This window comes from Actinokineospora inagensis DSM 44258 (assembly GCF_000482865.1).
Taxonomy (GTDB): domain Bacteria; phylum Actinomycetota; class Actinomycetes; order Mycobacteriales; family Pseudonocardiaceae; genus Actinokineospora; species Actinokineospora inagensis.
Genome location: NZ_AXWW01000007.1, coordinates 122,982 through 139,762 on the forward strand (window position 1 = coordinate 122,982; position 16,781 = coordinate 139,762).

The 16,781-nt window shown below is 71.0% G+C and carries 14 protein-coding genes; 11 read left to right on the forward strand and 3 right to left on the reverse strand.

Translation table 11 applies throughout. The features are described from left to right. Nucleotides 1–90 precede the first annotated feature (90 nt). Together miaB and H504_RS0102745 are read left to right on the forward strand one after the other, a co-directional pair. Nucleotides 91–1,551 carry a tRNA (N6-isopentenyl adenosine(37)-C2)-methylthiotransferase MiaB gene (gene miaB, locus H504_RS0102740; protein ID WP_026421515.1) on the forward strand — a complete coding sequence of 487 codons (1,461 nt, stop codon included), beginning with the start codon at nucleotides 91–93 and terminating at the stop codon, nucleotides 1,549–1,551. Further along, complete coding sequence (locus H504_RS0102745) at nucleotides 1,548–2,030, forward strand: Rv2732c family membrane protein (protein WP_026421516.1); 483 nt, start codon at nucleotides 1,548–1,550, stop codon at nucleotides 2,028–2,030. The genes miaB and H504_RS0102745 overlap by 4 nt, the downstream gene beginning before the upstream one ends. A 695-nt stretch (nucleotides 2,031–2,725) precedes the next feature. Here the strand turns inward: H504_RS0102745 and H504_RS32985 are convergent. Beyond that, nucleotides 2,726–4,039, reverse strand: a complete 1,314-nt coding sequence (locus H504_RS32985; RefSeq protein ID WP_084467329.1) for a DUF349 domain-containing protein — start codon at nucleotides 4,037–4,039, stop codon at nucleotides 2,726–2,728. A gap of 594 nt (nucleotides 4,040–4,633) precedes the next feature. Here H504_RS32985 and H504_RS0102755 point away from each other — a divergent pair. The 6 genes from H504_RS0102755 to H504_RS0102780 all read left to right on the forward strand — a co-directional run bounded on the left by H504_RS0102755 (nucleotide 4,634) and on the right by H504_RS0102780 (nucleotide 10,806). Then, nucleotides 4,634–5,356, forward strand: a complete 723-nt coding sequence (locus tag H504_RS0102755) for a class III extradiol ring-cleavage dioxygenase family protein (protein ID WP_026421517.1) — start codon at nucleotides 4,634–4,636, stop codon at nucleotides 5,354–5,356. Further along, nucleotides 5,353–6,474, forward strand: a complete 1,122-nt coding sequence (miaA, locus tag H504_RS0102760; protein WP_026421518.1) for a tRNA (adenosine(37)-N6)-dimethylallyltransferase MiaA — start codon at nucleotides 5,353–5,355, stop codon at nucleotides 6,472–6,474. The genes H504_RS0102755 and miaA overlap by 4 nt, the downstream gene beginning before the upstream one ends. A gap of 178 nt (nucleotides 6,475–6,652) precedes the next feature. Next, nucleotides 6,653–7,483 (forward strand): diaminopimelate epimerase, encoded by an 831-nt coding sequence (dapF, locus tag H504_RS0102765; protein WP_211239242.1) that lies wholly within the window; start codon nucleotides 6,653–6,655, stop codon nucleotides 7,481–7,483. A 114-nt stretch (nucleotides 7,484–7,597) separates the two neighbouring features. Next, nucleotides 7,598–8,101 carry an ArsR/SmtB family transcription factor gene (locus H504_RS0102770; RefSeq protein WP_026421520.1) on the forward strand — a complete coding sequence of 168 codons (504 nt, stop codon included), beginning with the start codon at nucleotides 7,598–7,600 and terminating at the stop codon, nucleotides 8,099–8,101. Nucleotides 8,102–8,198: 97 nt separating this feature from the next. Next, entirely contained in the window at nucleotides 8,199–9,650 is a 1,452-nt protein-coding gene (gene hflX / locus H504_RS0102775; RefSeq protein WP_026421521.1) for a GTPase HflX, read from the forward strand. A 136-nt stretch (nucleotides 9,651–9,786) separates the two neighbouring features. Continuing rightward, nucleotides 9,787–10,806 carry a hypothetical protein gene (locus H504_RS0102780; protein WP_157440165.1) on the forward strand — a complete coding sequence of 340 codons (1,020 nt, stop codon included), beginning with the start codon at nucleotides 9,787–9,789 and terminating at the stop codon, nucleotides 10,804–10,806. A gap of 6 nt (nucleotides 10,807–10,812) precedes the next feature. On the opposite strand, the gene lexA is transcribed toward H504_RS0102780, so the two are convergent. Further along, nucleotides 10,813–11,505, reverse strand: a complete 693-nt coding sequence (gene lexA / locus H504_RS0102785) for a transcriptional repressor LexA (protein WP_026421523.1) — start codon at nucleotides 11,503–11,505, stop codon at nucleotides 10,813–10,815. 317 nt (nucleotides 11,506–11,822) lie between these two features. Here lexA and H504_RS38320 point away from each other — a divergent pair, with 317 nt between their 5' ends. The 3 genes from H504_RS38320 (at nucleotide 11,823) to H504_RS0102800 (ending at nucleotide 16,378) form a co-directional block, all read left to right on the forward strand. Then, complete coding sequence (locus H504_RS38320) at nucleotides 11,823–12,314, forward strand: LysM peptidoglycan-binding domain-containing protein (RefSeq protein WP_051385423.1); 492 nt, start codon at nucleotides 11,823–11,825, stop codon at nucleotides 12,312–12,314. A gap of 661 nt (nucleotides 12,315–12,975) precedes the next feature. Beyond that, nucleotides 12,976–13,452: a transcriptional regulator NrdR gene (nrdR, locus tag H504_RS0102795; RefSeq protein WP_026421524.1), complete on the forward strand. Its 477-nt coding sequence runs from the start codon at nucleotides 12,976–12,978 to the stop codon at nucleotides 13,450–13,452. Nucleotides 13,453–13,573: 121 nt separating this feature from the next. Beyond that, nucleotides 13,574–16,378 carry a vitamin B12-dependent ribonucleotide reductase gene (locus H504_RS0102800; RefSeq protein WP_026421525.1) on the forward strand — a complete coding sequence of 935 codons (2,805 nt, stop codon included), beginning with the start codon at nucleotides 13,574–13,576 and terminating at the stop codon, nucleotides 16,376–16,378. Between the two features lie 60 nt (nucleotides 16,379–16,438). Here the strand turns inward: H504_RS0102800 and H504_RS42785 are convergent, their stop codons facing one another. After that, nucleotides 16,439–16,765 carry a hypothetical protein gene (locus H504_RS42785; protein ID WP_245614043.1) on the reverse strand — a complete coding sequence of 109 codons (327 nt, stop codon included), beginning with the start codon at nucleotides 16,763–16,765 and terminating at the stop codon, nucleotides 16,439–16,441. Nucleotides 16,766–16,781 lie beyond the last annotated feature (16 nt).

Here is a 16,781-nt window from a genome sequence, read left to right on the forward strand (position 1 = left end):
CGCGCGCCGTGCGGTCAACCGGGAAACCGCCACCGGGTGGCCGGGCAGTATCGGCCGGGTGCCCGGCCGGGCGTACCCTCGGACACCGAGATGAGCGCGCGCACCTACCAAGTCCGCACCTACGGGTGCCAGATGAACGTCCACGACTCCGAGCGGCTGTCCGGCCTGCTGGAGGACGCGGGCTACGTCGCCGCGCCCGAGGGCGCCACCGCCGACGTCGTCGTGTTCAACACCTGCGCGGTCCGGGAGAACGCCGACAACAAGCTGTACGGCAACCTCGGCCACCTCGCCCCGGCGAAGACGGCCAACCCGGACATGCAGATCGCCGTCGGCGGCTGCCTCGCCCAGAAGGACCGCGGCGAGATCGTCCGCCGGGCGCCCTGGGTGGACGTCGTGTTCGGCACGCACAACATCGGCTCGCTGCCGACCCTGCTCGACCGCGCCCGGCACAACCAGCGCGCCGAGGTCGAGATCCTGGAGTCGCTCGAGGTCTTCCCGTCCACGCTGCCCGCCCGCCGCGACTCCGCGCACTCCGGCTGGGTGTCGATCTCGGTCGGCTGCAACAACACGTGCACCTTCTGCATCGTCCCCGCGCTGCGCGGCCGCGAACGCGACCGCCGCCCCGGCGACGTGCTGGCCGAGGTGTCCGCCCTGGTCGCCGAGGGTGTCCTTGAGGTCACCCTGCTCGGCCAGAACGTCAACTCGTACGGCGTGGAGTTCGGCGACCGTTTCGCCTTCGGCAAGCTCCTGCGCGCCTGCGGCGACGTCGACGGCCTGGAGCGGGTCCGATTCACCTCCCCGCACCCGAAGGACTTCACCGACGACGTCATCGCCGCCATGGCGGAGACGCCGAACGTGTGCCACCAGTTGCACATGCCGCTGCAGTCCGGGTCGGACCGGGTGCTGCGCGAGATGCGCCGCTCGTACCGCACCCAGCGCTACCTGTCGATCATCGACAACGTGCGCGCCGCCATGCCGGACGCCGCCATCACCACCGACATCATCGTCGGCTTCCCCGGCGAGACCGAGGCGGACTTCCAGGCCACCCTGGACGTCGTCGAACGCTGCCGGTTCACCAACGCGTTCACCTTCCAGTACTCCAAGCGCCCCGGCACCCCGGCCGCCACGATGCCCGACCAACTGCCGAAGGAGGTCGTGCAGGAACGCTACGACCGCCTCATCGCGCTGCAGAACGACATCGCCTGGCAGTTGAACAAAGAACAGGTCGGGCGGACCGTCGAGGTCGTCGTCGCCACCGGCGAGGGCCGCAAGGACGCCGACACCCACCGCCTCAGCGGCCGCGCCCGCGACCACCGCCTGGTCCACTTCGCCCCCGGCGACACCCCCGCGATCCGCCCCGGCGACGTCGTCGAGACCGTGATCACCTACGCCGCCCCGCACCACCTGGTCGCCGACGGCGCACTCGTCAGCCACCGCCGCACCCGGGCGGGCGACAACCACGAGGCGGGCATCCGCCCCAAAACCGCGGGTGTCAGCCTCGGCCTCCCCGCCTTCGGCCAACCCCCCACCACCGCCGGAGGCTGCGGATGACCGAAGACCAGGACCTCGCCACCCTCAAACGCGACATCGACGCCGTCGAACGCGCCGCCCCGGTGGACCTGGGTCTGCGCGCCATCATCCTGGCCATCGCCGTCTTCGTCCTGATCGTCGGCTACGTCCTCCCCTGGATGGGCTCCGCCGCGGGCTGGCAGGTCCTCCTCGCCGCGGGCGACGCCACCGGCAAGGCGGGCGCCGTCCCCCGCCTGTTCGCGGGCACCTCGCTGGCTTTCGGCATCCTCGCCTCCGCCATCGCCCTGATCCTGCGCCGCTGGACCCTCACCTGGATCGCCGCCCTCGGCGGCTGGTTCGCCGCCGTCGACGGCCTCCTCGCCATCTGGACCCGCCAATCCACCTCGGGCACCCACTCGCCCGGCCCCGGCATCGGCTTGATCATCAGCGAGATCGCCATCATCACCCTCGCCGCCCTCTGGTTCAAGACGACCTGGTCCCGCCCCTACCAGAAGCGGTAACCCCTCCCGTTCCCAGCAGCCCCCGAATCAATCCTGCCTGCTCGCACCCACATTCCCCGGCAATCACCCGTCCCCTGTGGACAACTCGCGCCTGTGTGCACCCTCAATCGCCCCTTTGTGCACCCCCATCGCTCTCTTCTACACCCCGAGCCATCCACATTCCCCACAGCCATCCCCCGTCGCCCAATCAGACTCCCCACCCAACCCCACCACCCCCTAGGCTTGATTCGGGGGCTGCTCACCACGCCCATCCACCGCCGCGGCGGCCCGTTGTTCGCCGATCCCGAGTCGCACCAAATGATCGCCGACGCGCACCAGGCCTTGGCGTCAGCAGCAGTGGCACTCGCCCCTGACGTTATCCACATCCCTCACCGCCATTCCCAACCAACAAGTGCTGCTCGCCGCCGCCTGCGCCGACCACCTAGGCTCGGATTCGGGGGCTCTTCAACCCGGCCACGACTGTTTCCCCTGGTCGCGTGAATCCCACTGTGCCAACCGCGCAATCCGAGTTGTCCACATGTCGCTCGGTGGCCCCCAACCCGCTATCGGCGCCGGTCGTGTATCGCCTACGAGGTCCAGGCTTGATTCGGGGGCTGCTCGATTCGAAGATCTTTTGTCCGAAACCAATAGCGGGTGGGAAAAGCGAACGACCCCCGAGCCGCGAGCGCGGACGGGGGTCGTTCGAGGGTGACGCGTCAGCGGGTGGCGACGGCCTGTTCGGCGGCGGCGAGCCATTCGCGCCACTGGGCGGCCTGGGCCTCGGCCTGGTCGGCGCGGCGGTTGTCGCCCGAGGCGCGGGCCTTGGCGGCCTGCGCCTCGAACTGCTCGACGCGTTCGCGGAACTGGGCCGCGCGGGCCTCGGCCTCGGGGTCGGTGCGGCGCCACTGGGCGTCGGCGGCCGTGCGGACCCGGTCCTCGATGGCGCGGAGCTTGCCCTCCAGGTCGCGGATGCGTTCGCGCGGGACCTTGCCGATCGCCTCCCAGCGTTCCTGGATGCGGTGCAGGGCCGCGCGGGCCCCGTCCAGGTCGGAGCCGGGGTTGATCTTGTCGGCCTCCTGGAGGAGCTCCTCCTTCTTGCGCGCGTTGTCGGCGAACTCGGCGTCGCGTTCGTCGAAGACGGCGGAGCGGCGGGAGAAGAACGCGTCCTGGGCGGCGCGGAACCGCTGCCACAGGGCGTCGTCGGCGTCCTTGGGGGCCCGGCCCGCTGCCTTCCACTCCACCATCAGGTCCTTGTACCGACCGGCGGTGGCGCCCCAGTCGTCCGACTCGGCGATGCGCTCGGCCTCGTCGACGATCTCCTGCTTGCGGGTCTTGGCGGTGGCGCGCTGGCGGTCCAGGTCGGCGAAGTGCGAGCCGCGCCTGCGGTTGAACGTGTCGCGCGCCTTGGAGAACCGGCGCCACAACTGCTCGTCGGTCTTGCGGTCGACGCCCTTGATCGTCTTCCACTCGTCCAGGACGGCGCGCAGCCGGTCACCGGCGACCTTCCACTGGGTCGACTCCTCGGCCAGCTTCTCGACCTCGTCGACCAACTCCTGCTTGCGCGCGACCGACCCGGCCCTGGCCTCTTCGCGGGCGTGCTTGGCCGCCTCGACCGCGACCGACGCGTTGCCGAGCACGTAGTCGATCCGCGCCTCAAGCGCCACCAGGTCACCGACCACGTGCGCCTCGGCGAGGCTGTCCTTGATGTGCCGGGCGTTGGTCGCCGCCTGCTTCGGGTCACCCGACCCGGACGCCAACCGGGTCGCGAGCAACTCGACCTCGGTCCGGATGTCGTCGAACCGGCGGGCGTAGTGCGCCAGCCCCTCCTCGGGCTCACCGGCCTGCCACGACCCCACCGGGCGCTCGCCGTCGGCGGTGCGCACGTAGACCGTGCCCTCCTCGTCGACCCGGCCCCACTTGCCCGGCTCAGCCGACGCCACCGCGACCTGGGGCGCCCCCGCGTCCTGCACGGGCACCACCGCGGCGGACTGGCGCGACACGACCTGGCTGGGCGGCGGAACCGCGTCCATGGGCGTCACGTCCGTGACCGTGACCACCAGTCTCGGCGCGTCCGTGGCGGACGAGGTGTTGGCGGTCGAGTCCTGCTCCTGGGTGTCTGCCGCGGACGGCGTTTCGCTGGTCTGGGCCGCGTCCTGGTCCGGAGTGCTCGCCACCGGAGGCGTTCCACCGGTTGGGGTCGGGGCCGGTTCCGGGGTGGCCGCGGTGGGCGGCGTGGTGGCGGTCAGGTCCGGGTTCTGCTCCGGGGTCTCCCCAGCGGACGGCGTTTCGGGGGCGGTCGGGTCCGGGTCGGTCTGGGCGGCCGGTGCCTGTTCCGGCTCACCCGCCTGCCCCGCCACCGCCGCGACGCTCTCGTCCTTGTCCGTCATCGCCGACTCCTCCTGCCTGCGTGCCCGCGTCTGGCGCGGACGCCCCGCTCACGCGGGGCCCAGCACTGTGCGAACGGCCCTCGGGCCGTGCGGCATCTCCATACCCGCGCGCATTCAAACAGGTCATGAGGCGCCTGGGTACTCCGGAGGGCCGCAGTGGTCATCATGGTGCCGCAAAAGGTGCTGTCCGTGGGCCGTCAGCGCCAACTTTGTTCGACGGACAGTAACCTCGGCGCCGTGATCCGCCGTGTTGCTGTGTTGCCGCATCCGCCCCTGATCGTGCCGGAACTGACCGGGGGCGGCGACCGGGACGCGTCGGCCCTGCGCGCCGACTGCCTGGCCGTGGCCCGTTCGCTCGCCGCCGCCGCCCCGCGCTGGCTGGTGGTCGGCGCCGGAGACCGGCCGGGGCGGTACGGACCCGAGGCGGCGGGCACGTTCCGCGGCTACGGCGTGGACGTCCGGGTCGGACTCGGCCCCGCCGCCGACCTCGCCTTCGCCGACCCGATGCTGCCGCTGCCCGCCCTGGTCGCGGGCTGGCTGCGCGGGCAGGTGGCCGCGGGCGACGTAACCGTCCACGTTGTGCCGGTCGGCCTCCCGCCCGCCGCGTGCGCCGCCGAGGGGACGCGGTTGGCCGCCGAGCCGGCCGGGCCGGACCCGGTCGGCCTGCTCGTCCTCGGCGACGGCTCACACCGGCACGGCGAGCGGTCCGTGGGCAAGCCGGACGACCGCGCCACGGCGTTCGACGCGGACGTCGCCCAGGCGCTGGCCACCGCCGACCTGGACGCCCTCGACCGGCTCGACCCGGCGGTCGCGACCGAACTCGGCGCCGTCGGCCGCGCCCCGTGGCAGGTGCTGGCGGGCGTGGCCCGCGCCGACGGCAGGCAGTGGCGTCCGGTCGAGTCCAGCGTGTCCACCCCGTTCGGCGTGGCCTACCACCTGGCCGTGTGGGACCCCGCGTGACGCTCGCCGTCGCCGTCGTCGGCCCCACCGCCACCGGCAAGTCCGACCTGGGCATCGCCATCGCCGAACGCCTCGGCGGCGAGGTCGTCAACGCCGACGCCATGCAGCTCTACCGGGGCATGGACATCGGCACCGCCAAGGTCACCCCAGCCGAACGCCGCGGCGTCCCACACCACCTGCTCGACGTGCTCGACGTCACCGAGACCGCGTCCGTCGCCGCCTACCAGCGGCACGCCCGCGCCGTGGTCGAGGACCTGTTGGCCCGCGACCGGGTCCCGGTCCTGGTCGGCGGCTCCGGCCTGTACGTCCAGGCCGTCGTCGACGACCTGGAGTTCCCCGGTACCGACCCGGCCATCCGGGCCCGCCTGGAGTCCGAACTGGCCGAGGTCGGCACCGGCCCGCTGCACGCCCGCCTGACCGAGCTCGACCCGATCGCCGCGACCGCTGTGCTCCCCGGCAACGGCCGCCGGATCGTGCGCGCCCTGGAGGTCATCGAACTGACCGGCCGCCCGTTCTCCGCGACCATGCCCAAACCCGGCCCCGCCCGCTACGACATGGTCATGATCGGCCTCGACCGCGACCCCGCCGCCCTCGACACCCGCGTCGACCTCCGCGTCGACCGCATGTTCGCCACCGGCCTGGTCGACGAGGTCCGCGCCCTGGAACGCCTCGGCCTCCGCGACGGCAAGACCGCCCCCCGCGCCCTCGGCTACCAGCAGGTCCTGGCCGCCCTCGGCACTCTCGACAACCTCGACGCCCTCGACAACCTCGGCACCCTGGACCCCAAGGGCTCTCCACCGGGCGCCGCCGACATGGCAGGCCACCTGGACACCGCGCACCACGGTGCCCGGGAAACCGCCTCGGCCAGTGCCCTCGACCCCGTCCTCGATCCTGCCTTCGCCGCTGCTGCTGCCGGGACCGCTCTCGACCCCGCTCTCGCCGCTGTCGGGACCGCCCTCGACTCCGTGCTCGCCGCTGCCGCCGCCGAGACCGCTCGCGCCACCCGCCGCTTCGTCCGTCGCCAACGCTCCTGGTTCCGCCGCGACGCCCGCATCACCTGGCTCGACGCTGCCCGCCCAGACCTGCTGGACGCCGCCCTCGCCCTGCTGCGCCGGTAACTCGCGCCGCCGCGCGGTAACTCGCGCTGCCGCGCCGGTACAACGGTCAGGGTGCGCACGAGGTCGCCGACAGGCCCGACCGTCCACTCAGGTCGTGGTGCGCTGTATTCAGTTGTGGGTGAGGGTTCCTCCGCTACCTCCGTCTTGGTGGGGTGTGTGGTCGCCGTAGGCTGGTGGGGTGGCTATTCCGTTCCTCAAGGGGCACGGCACGGAGAACGACTTCGTGCTGCTGCCCGATCCCGACGGCGAACTCGATCTGACCGCGGCGCGGGTGCGGGCCCTGTGCGACCGCCGCCGGGGACTGGGCGCGGACGGCGTTCTCCGCGTGGTTCGGACGAAAGCGCTGCCGGACGCACCTCCTGGGATCGACGGGGACGTGTGGTTCATGGACTACCGGAACGCGGACGGGTCCGTGGCTGAGATGTGCGGTAACGGTGTTCGCGTGTTCGCCCGGTACCTCAAGGACGCGGGCCTGGTGGACTCCGCTGAGTTCCCGGTCGGGTCGCGGGCCGGTTTGCGGCCTGCGACGGTCCACGCCGACGGTGCGGTGACCGTGGACATGGGCGCGGTCCGGCGGCTCGGCCGTTCGTCAACAACCGTGGCCGGGGTGACGTTCACCGGGTTGGGCATCGATGTGGGCAACCCCCACCTGGCGTGTGTGGTGGACTCGGTGGACGCGTTGGACCTGACCGTGCAGCCCGGGTTCGACCCCGGGTTCTTCCCCAACGGGGTGAACCTGGAGTTCATCCAGCCCACAGCCCCCGGCGAGATCCGGATGCGGGTGCACGAACGCGGCGTTGGCGAGACGCGGTCCTGCGGCACTGGCACGGTGGCCGCCGCTGCCGCCGCCCTGGCCGCTCGCGACCAGGAGACCGGCGCCGTGACCGTGCACATCCCCGGTGGCACCGTGCTGGTCACGATCTCGGCGGTGACCAGCACCCTCACCGGTCCCGTGGCGTTCGTCGCCGAGGGAACCCTCACCGGGAGTTGGTGGGCTGCCCTGGCCTGAGTCTGGTCGGCACGCTGTTTCGTCGTCATGGGACCAGGATCCCGAAGTGGTTGGAAACGGTCAATCGGTTGTCCACAGGGCCGCGTTTACGCTGGTGTGGTGAGCGACGACCCGATACCGACCCGCCGGGTGGCGACGGCGGCCGAACTGGAGACGCTGGGGTCGGCCGTCCGGCTGCGGATCATCCGGTTGACCTACCAGCGGCCGCTGACCAACAAGGAGATCGCCGAGAGGCTGGACAAGGACCCGGCGACCACGCTGCACCACGTCCGCAAGCTGGTCGCGGCCGGTTTCCTGGAGCCGCAGCCCGCCCGGCGGGGCAACCGGGGCGCCAAGGAGATCCCCTACGTGTCCTCGGGGGTGATCTGGCAGTTGGGTTACGACCACGGCGACAAGGTGGGGCTCGCCGAGGCCATGCTGCAGGCCTACCTGGCCGAGGTCGCGGGCACGGACCTGGGCGAGTTGACCCAGACCCGGCTGGTCGTGCAGGTCGACGCGGCCGAGCGGACCGAGTTCATGGACCGGCTCGGCGCCCTGCTCGACGAGTACCGGTGTAGGCCGCCGCGACCGGGGGCCGAACGCACCGCCGTCTACGTCGCGTGGTATCCGGGGGAATAACTGGGTCGAATCCGCCGCTGCACCGTGCGACGATAGACGTACCGCGACACCGGAGGGGTGCCGTATTTCGCAACAAACCGAAGGATGGGTTCACCAGGTGACAGAGGAAATCACTCAGCACGGTTTTGACGGCGCGTTGTCCGACCCGGCTGACCTCTCCCTGGGCGAACTCGAACTCGAGGAACGGTCGTCGCTGCGGCGCGTCGCCGGGCTCTCCACCGAACTCGAGGACATCACCGAGGTCGAGTACCGGCAGCTCCGCCTGGAGCGGGTCGTGCTGGTCGGCGTGTGGACCGAGGGGACGGCGCTGGAGTCGGACGCCTCGCTGGCGGAGCTGGCCCGGCTGGCCGAGACGGCGGGCTCGGAGGTCCTGGAAGGGCTCGTCCAGCGGCGGGACCGACCGGACCCGGCCACCTACGTCGGTTCCGGCAAGGTCTTGGAGCTGGCCGAGGTCGTGCGCGCCACCGGCGCGGACACGGTCATCTGCGACGGCGAGCTCTCACCCTCGCAGTTGCAGCAGTTGGAAGCCCGGCTCAAGGTCAAGGTCATCGACCGCACGGCGCTGATCCTGGACATCTTCGCCCAGCACGCCCGGTCCCGGGAGGGCAAGTCCCAGGTCGAGCTGGCGCAACTGCAGTACCTGCTGCCCAGGTTGCGCGGCTGGGGCCAGACGCTGTCCCGGCAGGCCGGTGGTCGAGCGGGTGGTGCCAACGGCGGCGTGGGTCTGCGCGGCCCCGGTGAGACCAAGCTGGAGACCGACCGCAGGCGCATCCGGGCCAAGATCTCCAAGCTGCGCAAGGAGATCACGGCCATGGGCACGGTCCGCGACACCAAGCGGGGTCGGCGCACGGCCAACGAGGTGCCCAGCGTCGCGATCGCCGGTTACACCAACGCGGGCAAGTCCAGCCTGCTCAACGCCCTCACCGGGGCGGGTGTGTTGGTCGAGGACGCGCTGTTCGCCACCTTGGACGCGACGACCCGGCGGACGCGAACCCCGGAAGGCCACACGTACACGCTGACCGACACGGTCGGGTTCGTCCGGCACCTGCCGCACCAGCTCGTCGAGGCGTTCCGGTCCACGCTGGACGAGGTCGCCGACGCCGACCTGGTGCTGCACGTGGTCGACGGCGCCGACCCGATGCCGGAGTGGCAGGTCAACGCGGTCCGCGAGGTGCTGCACGAGATCGGCGACCGGCGCGGCACGGCGATGCCACCGGAGCTGGTGGTGGTCAACAAGGTCGACGCGACCTCCGAGTTCGCCCTGGCCCGGCTCCGGCACCTGCTGCCCGGCGCGGTGTTCGTCTCCGCGCACGCCGGGACCGGCATCGAGGAGCTGCGCGAGCGGGTCGCCGGGCTGCTGCCCCGGCCGGAGCGGGAGGTCGACGTGCTCGTGCCGTACGTGCGCGGCGAGCTGGTCGCCCGGGTGCACCGGGAGGGCGAGGTGCTCTCCGAGGAGCACACCGAGGCGGGCACGCAGTTGCGGGCCAAGGTCAAGCCGGACCTGGCGGGGGTGCTGGAGGCCTTCGCGGTCGACCACACCACCGTCTGAGACACGTCTGAACGGGCCCCGGGCGAGACAGCCGTCTCACCCGGGGCCCTTCGCGTGAACGCGCCGGTGCCCACGCGCGTCCGCACCTGTGGCGCCGCGACGCGGCTACGGTGGATGTGACAGGGGGAGGTGGCCGGTGCGGCGGTTGGCGACGACGGCGTTGGTCGTGTGGTTGTGCACGGTGGGGATTCCCAACGCGTCTGCCGACCCGCAGGCGCCCACGGAAGCGTGCGTGCAGAACGACAAGCGGCTCAACGAGCTGTCCGGCCTCGCCACCGACGGGGAACACTGGTTCGCCATCAACGACGGCGGCACCAAGTCGACCGTGTTCGTCCTCGGCCACGACTGCAAGGTGCAGAAGGTCATCAACGGCCCGATCGACCCGTACGACGTGGAAGACGTCGCCCGAGCGGCCGATGGCACGTTCTGGTTGGCCGACACCGGTGACAACAACAAGAAGCGCGACACGATCGCGCTCATCGAACTGACCCCCGCGGGCAAGACGACCCTGCACCGGTTGACCTACCCGGACGGTCCACATGACACCGAAACCCTCTTGCTGGACAAGAAGGGTGTCCCCTACCTGGTGACCAAGAGCCCGTTCGGGGTATCCGAGGTCTACCGACCGAAGGGGCCGCTCGGCACCCCCGGTCCGACCGCGCTGGAGAAGGTCGGCGAGGTGCAGATCACCAGCACCGACACCCAGGGCGGCCCGATCAACCAGCTCATCGGCTCGATGATGGTCACCGGTGGCACCGTCAGCGCCGACGGCACCACCATCGCCCTGCGCACCTACACCGACGCCTACCTCTACCCCGCGCCGGACGGCGACATCATGGCCGCCCTCAAGCGCAAACCCACTCGGGTGCCACTACCGGGTGAGCGCCAAGGCGAGGCGATCGCGCTGGAGGCCGACGGCACCATCGTCTCCGGCTCGGAAGGCGTCGGCACCCCGATCCGCCTGGTCAAGGGCGCCACGGCGCAACTGCCCGCGACGACGGCACCGGCCGAGCCCGGCACCGCGTCCGCCACCTCGGGCGGCGGGGGCGGCGACGAGTCCGGCGGCATGTCCACCGTGCCCGCCATCGGCCTCGCCGCCGTCGCGGTCGGCGGCGCGTTGTTCCTCATGCACCGCCGATCCGCCAAGCGGTCCTAGCGCCCCTCAGAGCCTGCGCAGGACCGCGACCACCTTGCCCAGGATGGTCGCCTCGTCACCCGGGATCGGGCTGTACGCGTCGTTGTGCGGCATCAGCCAGACGTGCCCGTCGCGCCGCTTGAACGTCTTCACCGTGGCCTCGCCATCGATCATCGCGGCCACGATGTCGCCGTTGTCCGCGGTCGGCTGCTGGCGCACCACCACCCAGTCGTCGTTGGCGATCGCCGCGTCGATCATCGAATCGCCCGCGACCTTCAGCATGAACAACGCGCCCTCGCCGACCAGCTCCTTGGGCAGCGGGAACACGTCCTCCACCGCCTGCTCGGCCAGGATCGGCCCACCGGCGGCGATCCGGCCGACCACCGGGACGTACGTCGGGGTGGGACCCGCCTCGGCCGGTTCGATCAGCACCGGTGCCACCTGCTCGCCGCGCAACTGCGCCTGCGACGCGTCCGCCGGGAGCACCCCGATCGCGCGCGGCCGGTTCGGGTCGCGGCGCAGGTACCCCTTCTCCTCCAGCGCGCGTAGCTGGTAGGCCACCGACGACGTCGACGTCAGCCCGACCGCCTCGCCGATCTCCCGGACGCTCGGCGGGTAACCGTGCCGCTGCACCCAGGACCGGATCACCTCGAGCACCTGCCGCTGCCGCTGCGGCAGGTCGGCGGGGTCCACGTGCGCCGACTGCGGGAAGCTGCGCACGTTGTCACCCGGCGCGGGCTTCTTCTTCTGCGGCCCCGCGGGCTTGCGACCACTCGTGCCTGCCACTTGCCTGCCTCCCTGCGGTGCCGGGCGGACCCGGTGCACCTCGATGCCGACTCGGAAGCCGGGCCGAGCCGACTTCGATCTTCTGCGGATTCCGACGTTAGCCCGCCGACCAGCGCAGATCAAACACCTGTTCGAGCGACACGCCGAACGGGTCTCGATTTTGTCGGTGCGGGGTGGTAGACACCTCTCGCACGGGCGTTCGATCGAACGGAAGTTCGAACGCAAGCGGTTCGGTGGTACTTGGAGGCGCCATGGCAGCGCGGACGGCGGTCCGGTCAGCGGTGTGGTCGGCGGAGACCCTGCCAGCGGAAACAGCGGTCGACCGGCGGTTGCGGCTGGTCCCCGACGCCCCGGCGCGCACCGGGCGGGTGGTGGGCCAGGGCAGGCTCCGGCCGCCGACCCGGCGGCGGGACCCGGCGGCGGCGCACGTGGTCGCCGCGGCCGAGTGCGGGCCGCGGAAGGCGCCGATGCCGGTCCTGGTGATGATCGCGGTCGCGGTCGCCGTCGCGGCCGTCGTGTACGGGATCGGGCTGGCGGCGAGCTCGATGGCGGGGCGGCCGGAGATCCCGTCGACGACGACCGTGGTGCGGGTGGCGCCGGGGGAGTCGCTCTCGGAGATCGCGGTGCGGATGGTGCCGGACGGCGACCCGGGGGACGTGGTGCGGCGGATCCAGGACCTGAATGGACTGTCCGACCCGACCGTCCGACCTGGGCAGGCGTTGACGGTGCCGACCTCGGGTTGATCAACCGTCTGGAGTGGACGGTGTCGCGCGACCGCCGACGGGACGTGGCCGCGCTCGTGGTGGGTCTGCTCCCGAGGGGTGCTCGGGCCGCTGAACGCGGTCCGCGTGGTGTCGACGGCCTTGTCGAGTAGCGCTTGGGTCGCGTCGGGTGACGATGCGTGTTCCCGGGGTGTTGACCACCCCCGGGTGTAGCCAAGATCAACTGCCGGTGTTCATGATCACTCGGCTGGGTGAGGTCCGCGTGTGCGGCGGGTGAGGTTCGCGCCGGGTGAGTTCGGCGGGGTGCGCGGCCGGGTGGTTTGCCGGGGAGCGCCGGTGGGGACCGCCGGGGTATGGGGGAACCGCCGCGTTGGACCGGATGGCTGAATGCCGGTTCGGACGGACGAGTGACGCGGGCCGTTCACCCGGTGGTTGGAATCGGACGGTGCGGCGGTGACCGCGTTGCGTGGTTGTCGAGTCGATTCGGCGTGTCCGAGTTGCGTCCATGTAGGGTCTCGACATACGGTCCACCCCAACATCTAGTGGTCACACCGTTGTAAGTTGTCCACAGGTTGGGGTGGGTTGTCCACCGACCAACCACCAGTTGTCCACAGATTGATCACCAAGCGTGCCTGACCGGCTCCGCCGGACGGAGGACACGCGGGCGTCCGGGGAGAAGGCAATGCGCTGTCCGTTCTGTCGGAACTCCGATTCGCGGGTCGTCGACTCGCGGGAGGTCGACGACGGCCAGGTGATCCGCCGCAGGCGGGCCTGCGCGCAGTGCAGCCGCCGGTTCACCACGGTCGAGGAGGCGGTGCTCGCCGTCGTCAAGCGCTCCGGGGTGACCGAGCCGTTCAGCCGGGACAAGGTCGTGCGCGGGGTGCGCCGGGCCTGCCAGGGGCGACCGGTCGAGGAGGACCGGCTGCAACTGCTCGCCCAGCAGGTCGAGGACGCGGTCCGGGCGACCGGCAGCGCCGAGGTACCCAGCCACGAGGTCGGGTTGGCCATCCTCGGCCCGCTGCGCGAGCTCGACGAGGTCGCTTACCTGCGGTTCGCCAGCGTGTACCGGTCCTTCTCCTCGGTGGCCGACTTCGAGAAGGAGATAGCCGACCTCCGGGCGGTCACCGCCAGGGAGGCGGCGCACGAGGATGGGCAGTAGGCGTCAGACCAGGCGTCCCCGGGGCGGGGAACGCCGATTCCGACTTGGGCCGCATCGGACGGGGAGCCCGGACGTGGCCACACCAGCACAAGGCGTAGTTGACGAGGGAGAGGGAGCGGTCATGACCGAGACCGTGGAGACCGCGGCGGACGGACCGACGGACACACCGCGGCGCGGCCTGCGGGTGCAGCGCGTCTACACCACCGAGGGGGTGCACCCGTACGACGAGGTCACCTGGGAACACCGCGACGTGGTGATGACCAACTGGCGCGACGGCTCGGTGAACTTCGAGCAGCGCGGCGTGGAGTTCCCCGACTTCTGGTCGGTCAACGCCACCAACATCGTCACCAGCAAGTACTTCCGCGGCGCGGTCGGCACCACCATCCGGGAAAGCTCGCTGCGGCAGCTCATCGACCGGGTCGTCCGCTCCTACGTCGCGGGCGGCGTCGAACACGGCTACTTCGCCACCACCACCGACGCCGAGGTCTTCGAGCACGAGCTGACCTGGATGCTGCTGCACCAGGTGTTCAGCTTCAACTCACCGGTCTGGTTCAACGTCGGCACCAGCTCCCCCCAGCAAGTCTCGGCGTGTTTCATCCTGGCCGTCGACGACACGATGGACTCGATTCTCAACTGGTACAAGGAAGAGGGGCTGATCTTCAAGGGCGGGTCCGGGGCGGGGTTGAACCTGTCGCGCATTCGGTCGTCGAAGGAGTTGCTTTCCTCCGGTGGTACCGCGTCCGGGCCGGTGTCGTTCATGCGGGGGGCGGACGCGTCGGCGGGGACCATCAAGTCCGGGGGGGCTACTCGGCGGGCGGCGAAGATGGTCGTGCTCGATGTGGACCACCCGGACGTGGAGGAGTTCATCGAGACGAAGGCGCGGGAGGAAGCCAAGATCCGCGTGCTGCGCGACGCGGGTTTTGACATGGACCTCGGGGGCGCCGACATCACCTCGGTGCAGTACCAGAACGCCAACAACTCGATCCGGGTGTCCGACGAGTTCATGCACGCCGTGGAGTCCGCGGGCCAGTTCGGGCTGCGGTCGCGCACCAGCGGCGAGGTCATCGAGCGGGTCGGCGCCAAGGACCTGTTCGGCAAGCTCGCCAAGGCCGCCTGGGAGTGCGCCGACCCGGGCATCCAGTACGACGACACGATCAACGCCTGGCACACCTGCCCCGAGTCGGGCCGGATCACCGCGTCCAACCCGTGCAGCGAGTACATGCACCTGGACAACTCCAGTTGCAACCTGGCGTCGCTGAACCTGATGAAGTTCCTCGCCGACGACGGGTCGTTCGACGCGCCGACCTTCGTCAAGGCCGTCGAGCTGGTCATCACCGCGATGGACATCTCCATCTGCTTCGCAGACTTCCCGACCGAGCCGATCGCCGACACGACCCGCCGGTTCCGCCAGCTCGGCATCGGCTACGCCAACATCGGCGCGCTGCTGATGGCCACCGGCCACGCCTACGACTCCGAGGGCGGCCGCGCGCTGGCCGCCGCCATCACCTCGCTGATGACCGGCACCGCCTACCGCCGCTCCGCCGAGCTCGCGGGCATCGTCGGCCCGTTCGACGGGTACGCCCGCAACGCCGAGGCGCACCAGCGGGTCATGCGCAGGCACGCCGCCGCGAACGACCTCGTCCGCACCTACCACGCCAACGACGCCGCGGTGCAGCGCGTCGCGACCCGGGAGTGGCAGTCCGCGCTGGAGGTCGGCGGCCGCAACGGGTGGCGCAACGCGCAGGCCAGCGTGCTCGCCCCCACCGGCACCATCGGCCTGATGATGGACTGCGACACGACCGGCATCGAACCCGACCTCGCGCTGGTCAAGTTCAAGAAGCTGGTCGGCGGCGGCTCCATGCAGATCGTCAACCAGACCGTGCCGCGCGCCCTGACCGCGCTGGGCTACCAGGGCGAGCAGGTCGAGGCCATCGTCGAGTACATCGCCGAGCACGGCCACGTCATCGACGCCCCCGGCCTGCGCCCGGAGCACTACGAGGTGTTCGACTGCGCCATGGGTGAGCGGTCCATCGCCCCCATGGGCCACGTGCGGATGATGGCCGCGGTGCAGCCGTTCATCTCCGGCGCGATCTCCAAGACGGTCAACATGCCGGAGTCCGCCACCGTCGCCGAGGTTGAGGAGATCTACTTCCAGGGCTGGAAGCTGGGCCTCAAGGCGCTCGCCATCTACCGGGACAACTGCAAGGTCGGCCAGCCGCTGTCCGCGGGCAAGGGCGCCAAGGAGACCGCCAAGGCCGAGACGGTCGTCGAGTACCGCCCGGTCCGCAAGCGCCTCCCCAAGAAGCGCCCGTCGCAGACCGTCTCCTTCACCGTCGGCGGCGCCGAGGGCTACCTGCACGCGGGCTCTTACCCCGACGACGGCCTCGGCGAGATCTTCGTCAAGCTCGGCAAGCAGGGCTCCACCCTCGCCGGTGTGATGGACGCCTTCTCCATGTCCATCTCGGTCGGCCTGCAGTACGGGATCCCGCTGGAGTTCTACGTCTCCAAGTTCCAGAACCTGCGCTTCGAGCCCGCGGGCATGACCGACGACCCGGACGTCCGCATCGCCACCAGCGTCCTGGACTACCTGTTCCGCAGGCTGGCCCTGGACTACCTCCCGTACGACAAGCGCGCCCAACTCGGCATCTTCACCGCCGACGAACGCTCCGCCCAGGTCGCCGCCGACTACGGCCCACCGTCCGATGTGGACCTCGAAGGCATGCGTTCCTCCGTCGAGGCGACCCCACGCACCTCGGTCGCGGCGTCCCCGGCACCGGTCGCGGCGCACAGCTCGACGGAACTGCTCGAACTCCACCTCGGCAAGGCCGCCGACGCGCCGCTGTGCATGACCTGCGGCACCAAGATGCGCCCGGCAGGCTCGTGCTACGTGTGCGAGGGCTGCGGATCGACGTCCGGTTGTAGCTGATCAAGGCCCTTTGACGGGGTGTCCGCCGACCTGGCGGACACCCCGTCGTGGTTTCTCGTCTCAGATCCCCCACGGTCCGGTGCGCGCCCTGGTCGCGGGCGGGTCGGGAAGGGTGATGCCGAGGCGGGTGGCCAGCTTCTGCTCCAGTTCGGCGATCATGCAGGCGATGGTGGCCGGGTTCCGGCGGCCCTCGCCGAAGTGGATGATGGTCTGGTCGAACTCCGCCGCCAACAGGCTGCGGTAGTCGCTCGCCGGGGAATCCTCGCCGGCGTCGGCGAAGGTGGCGAAGGGCTTGCGCCCGAACATCACCTCGAACTCCTCCCAGCCCCGGACGGTCCAGTAGGTGTCGTAGAGCGGCACGCAGGTCGCTCGGAGCCACTGCCACATGTATTGGAGGTTGGAG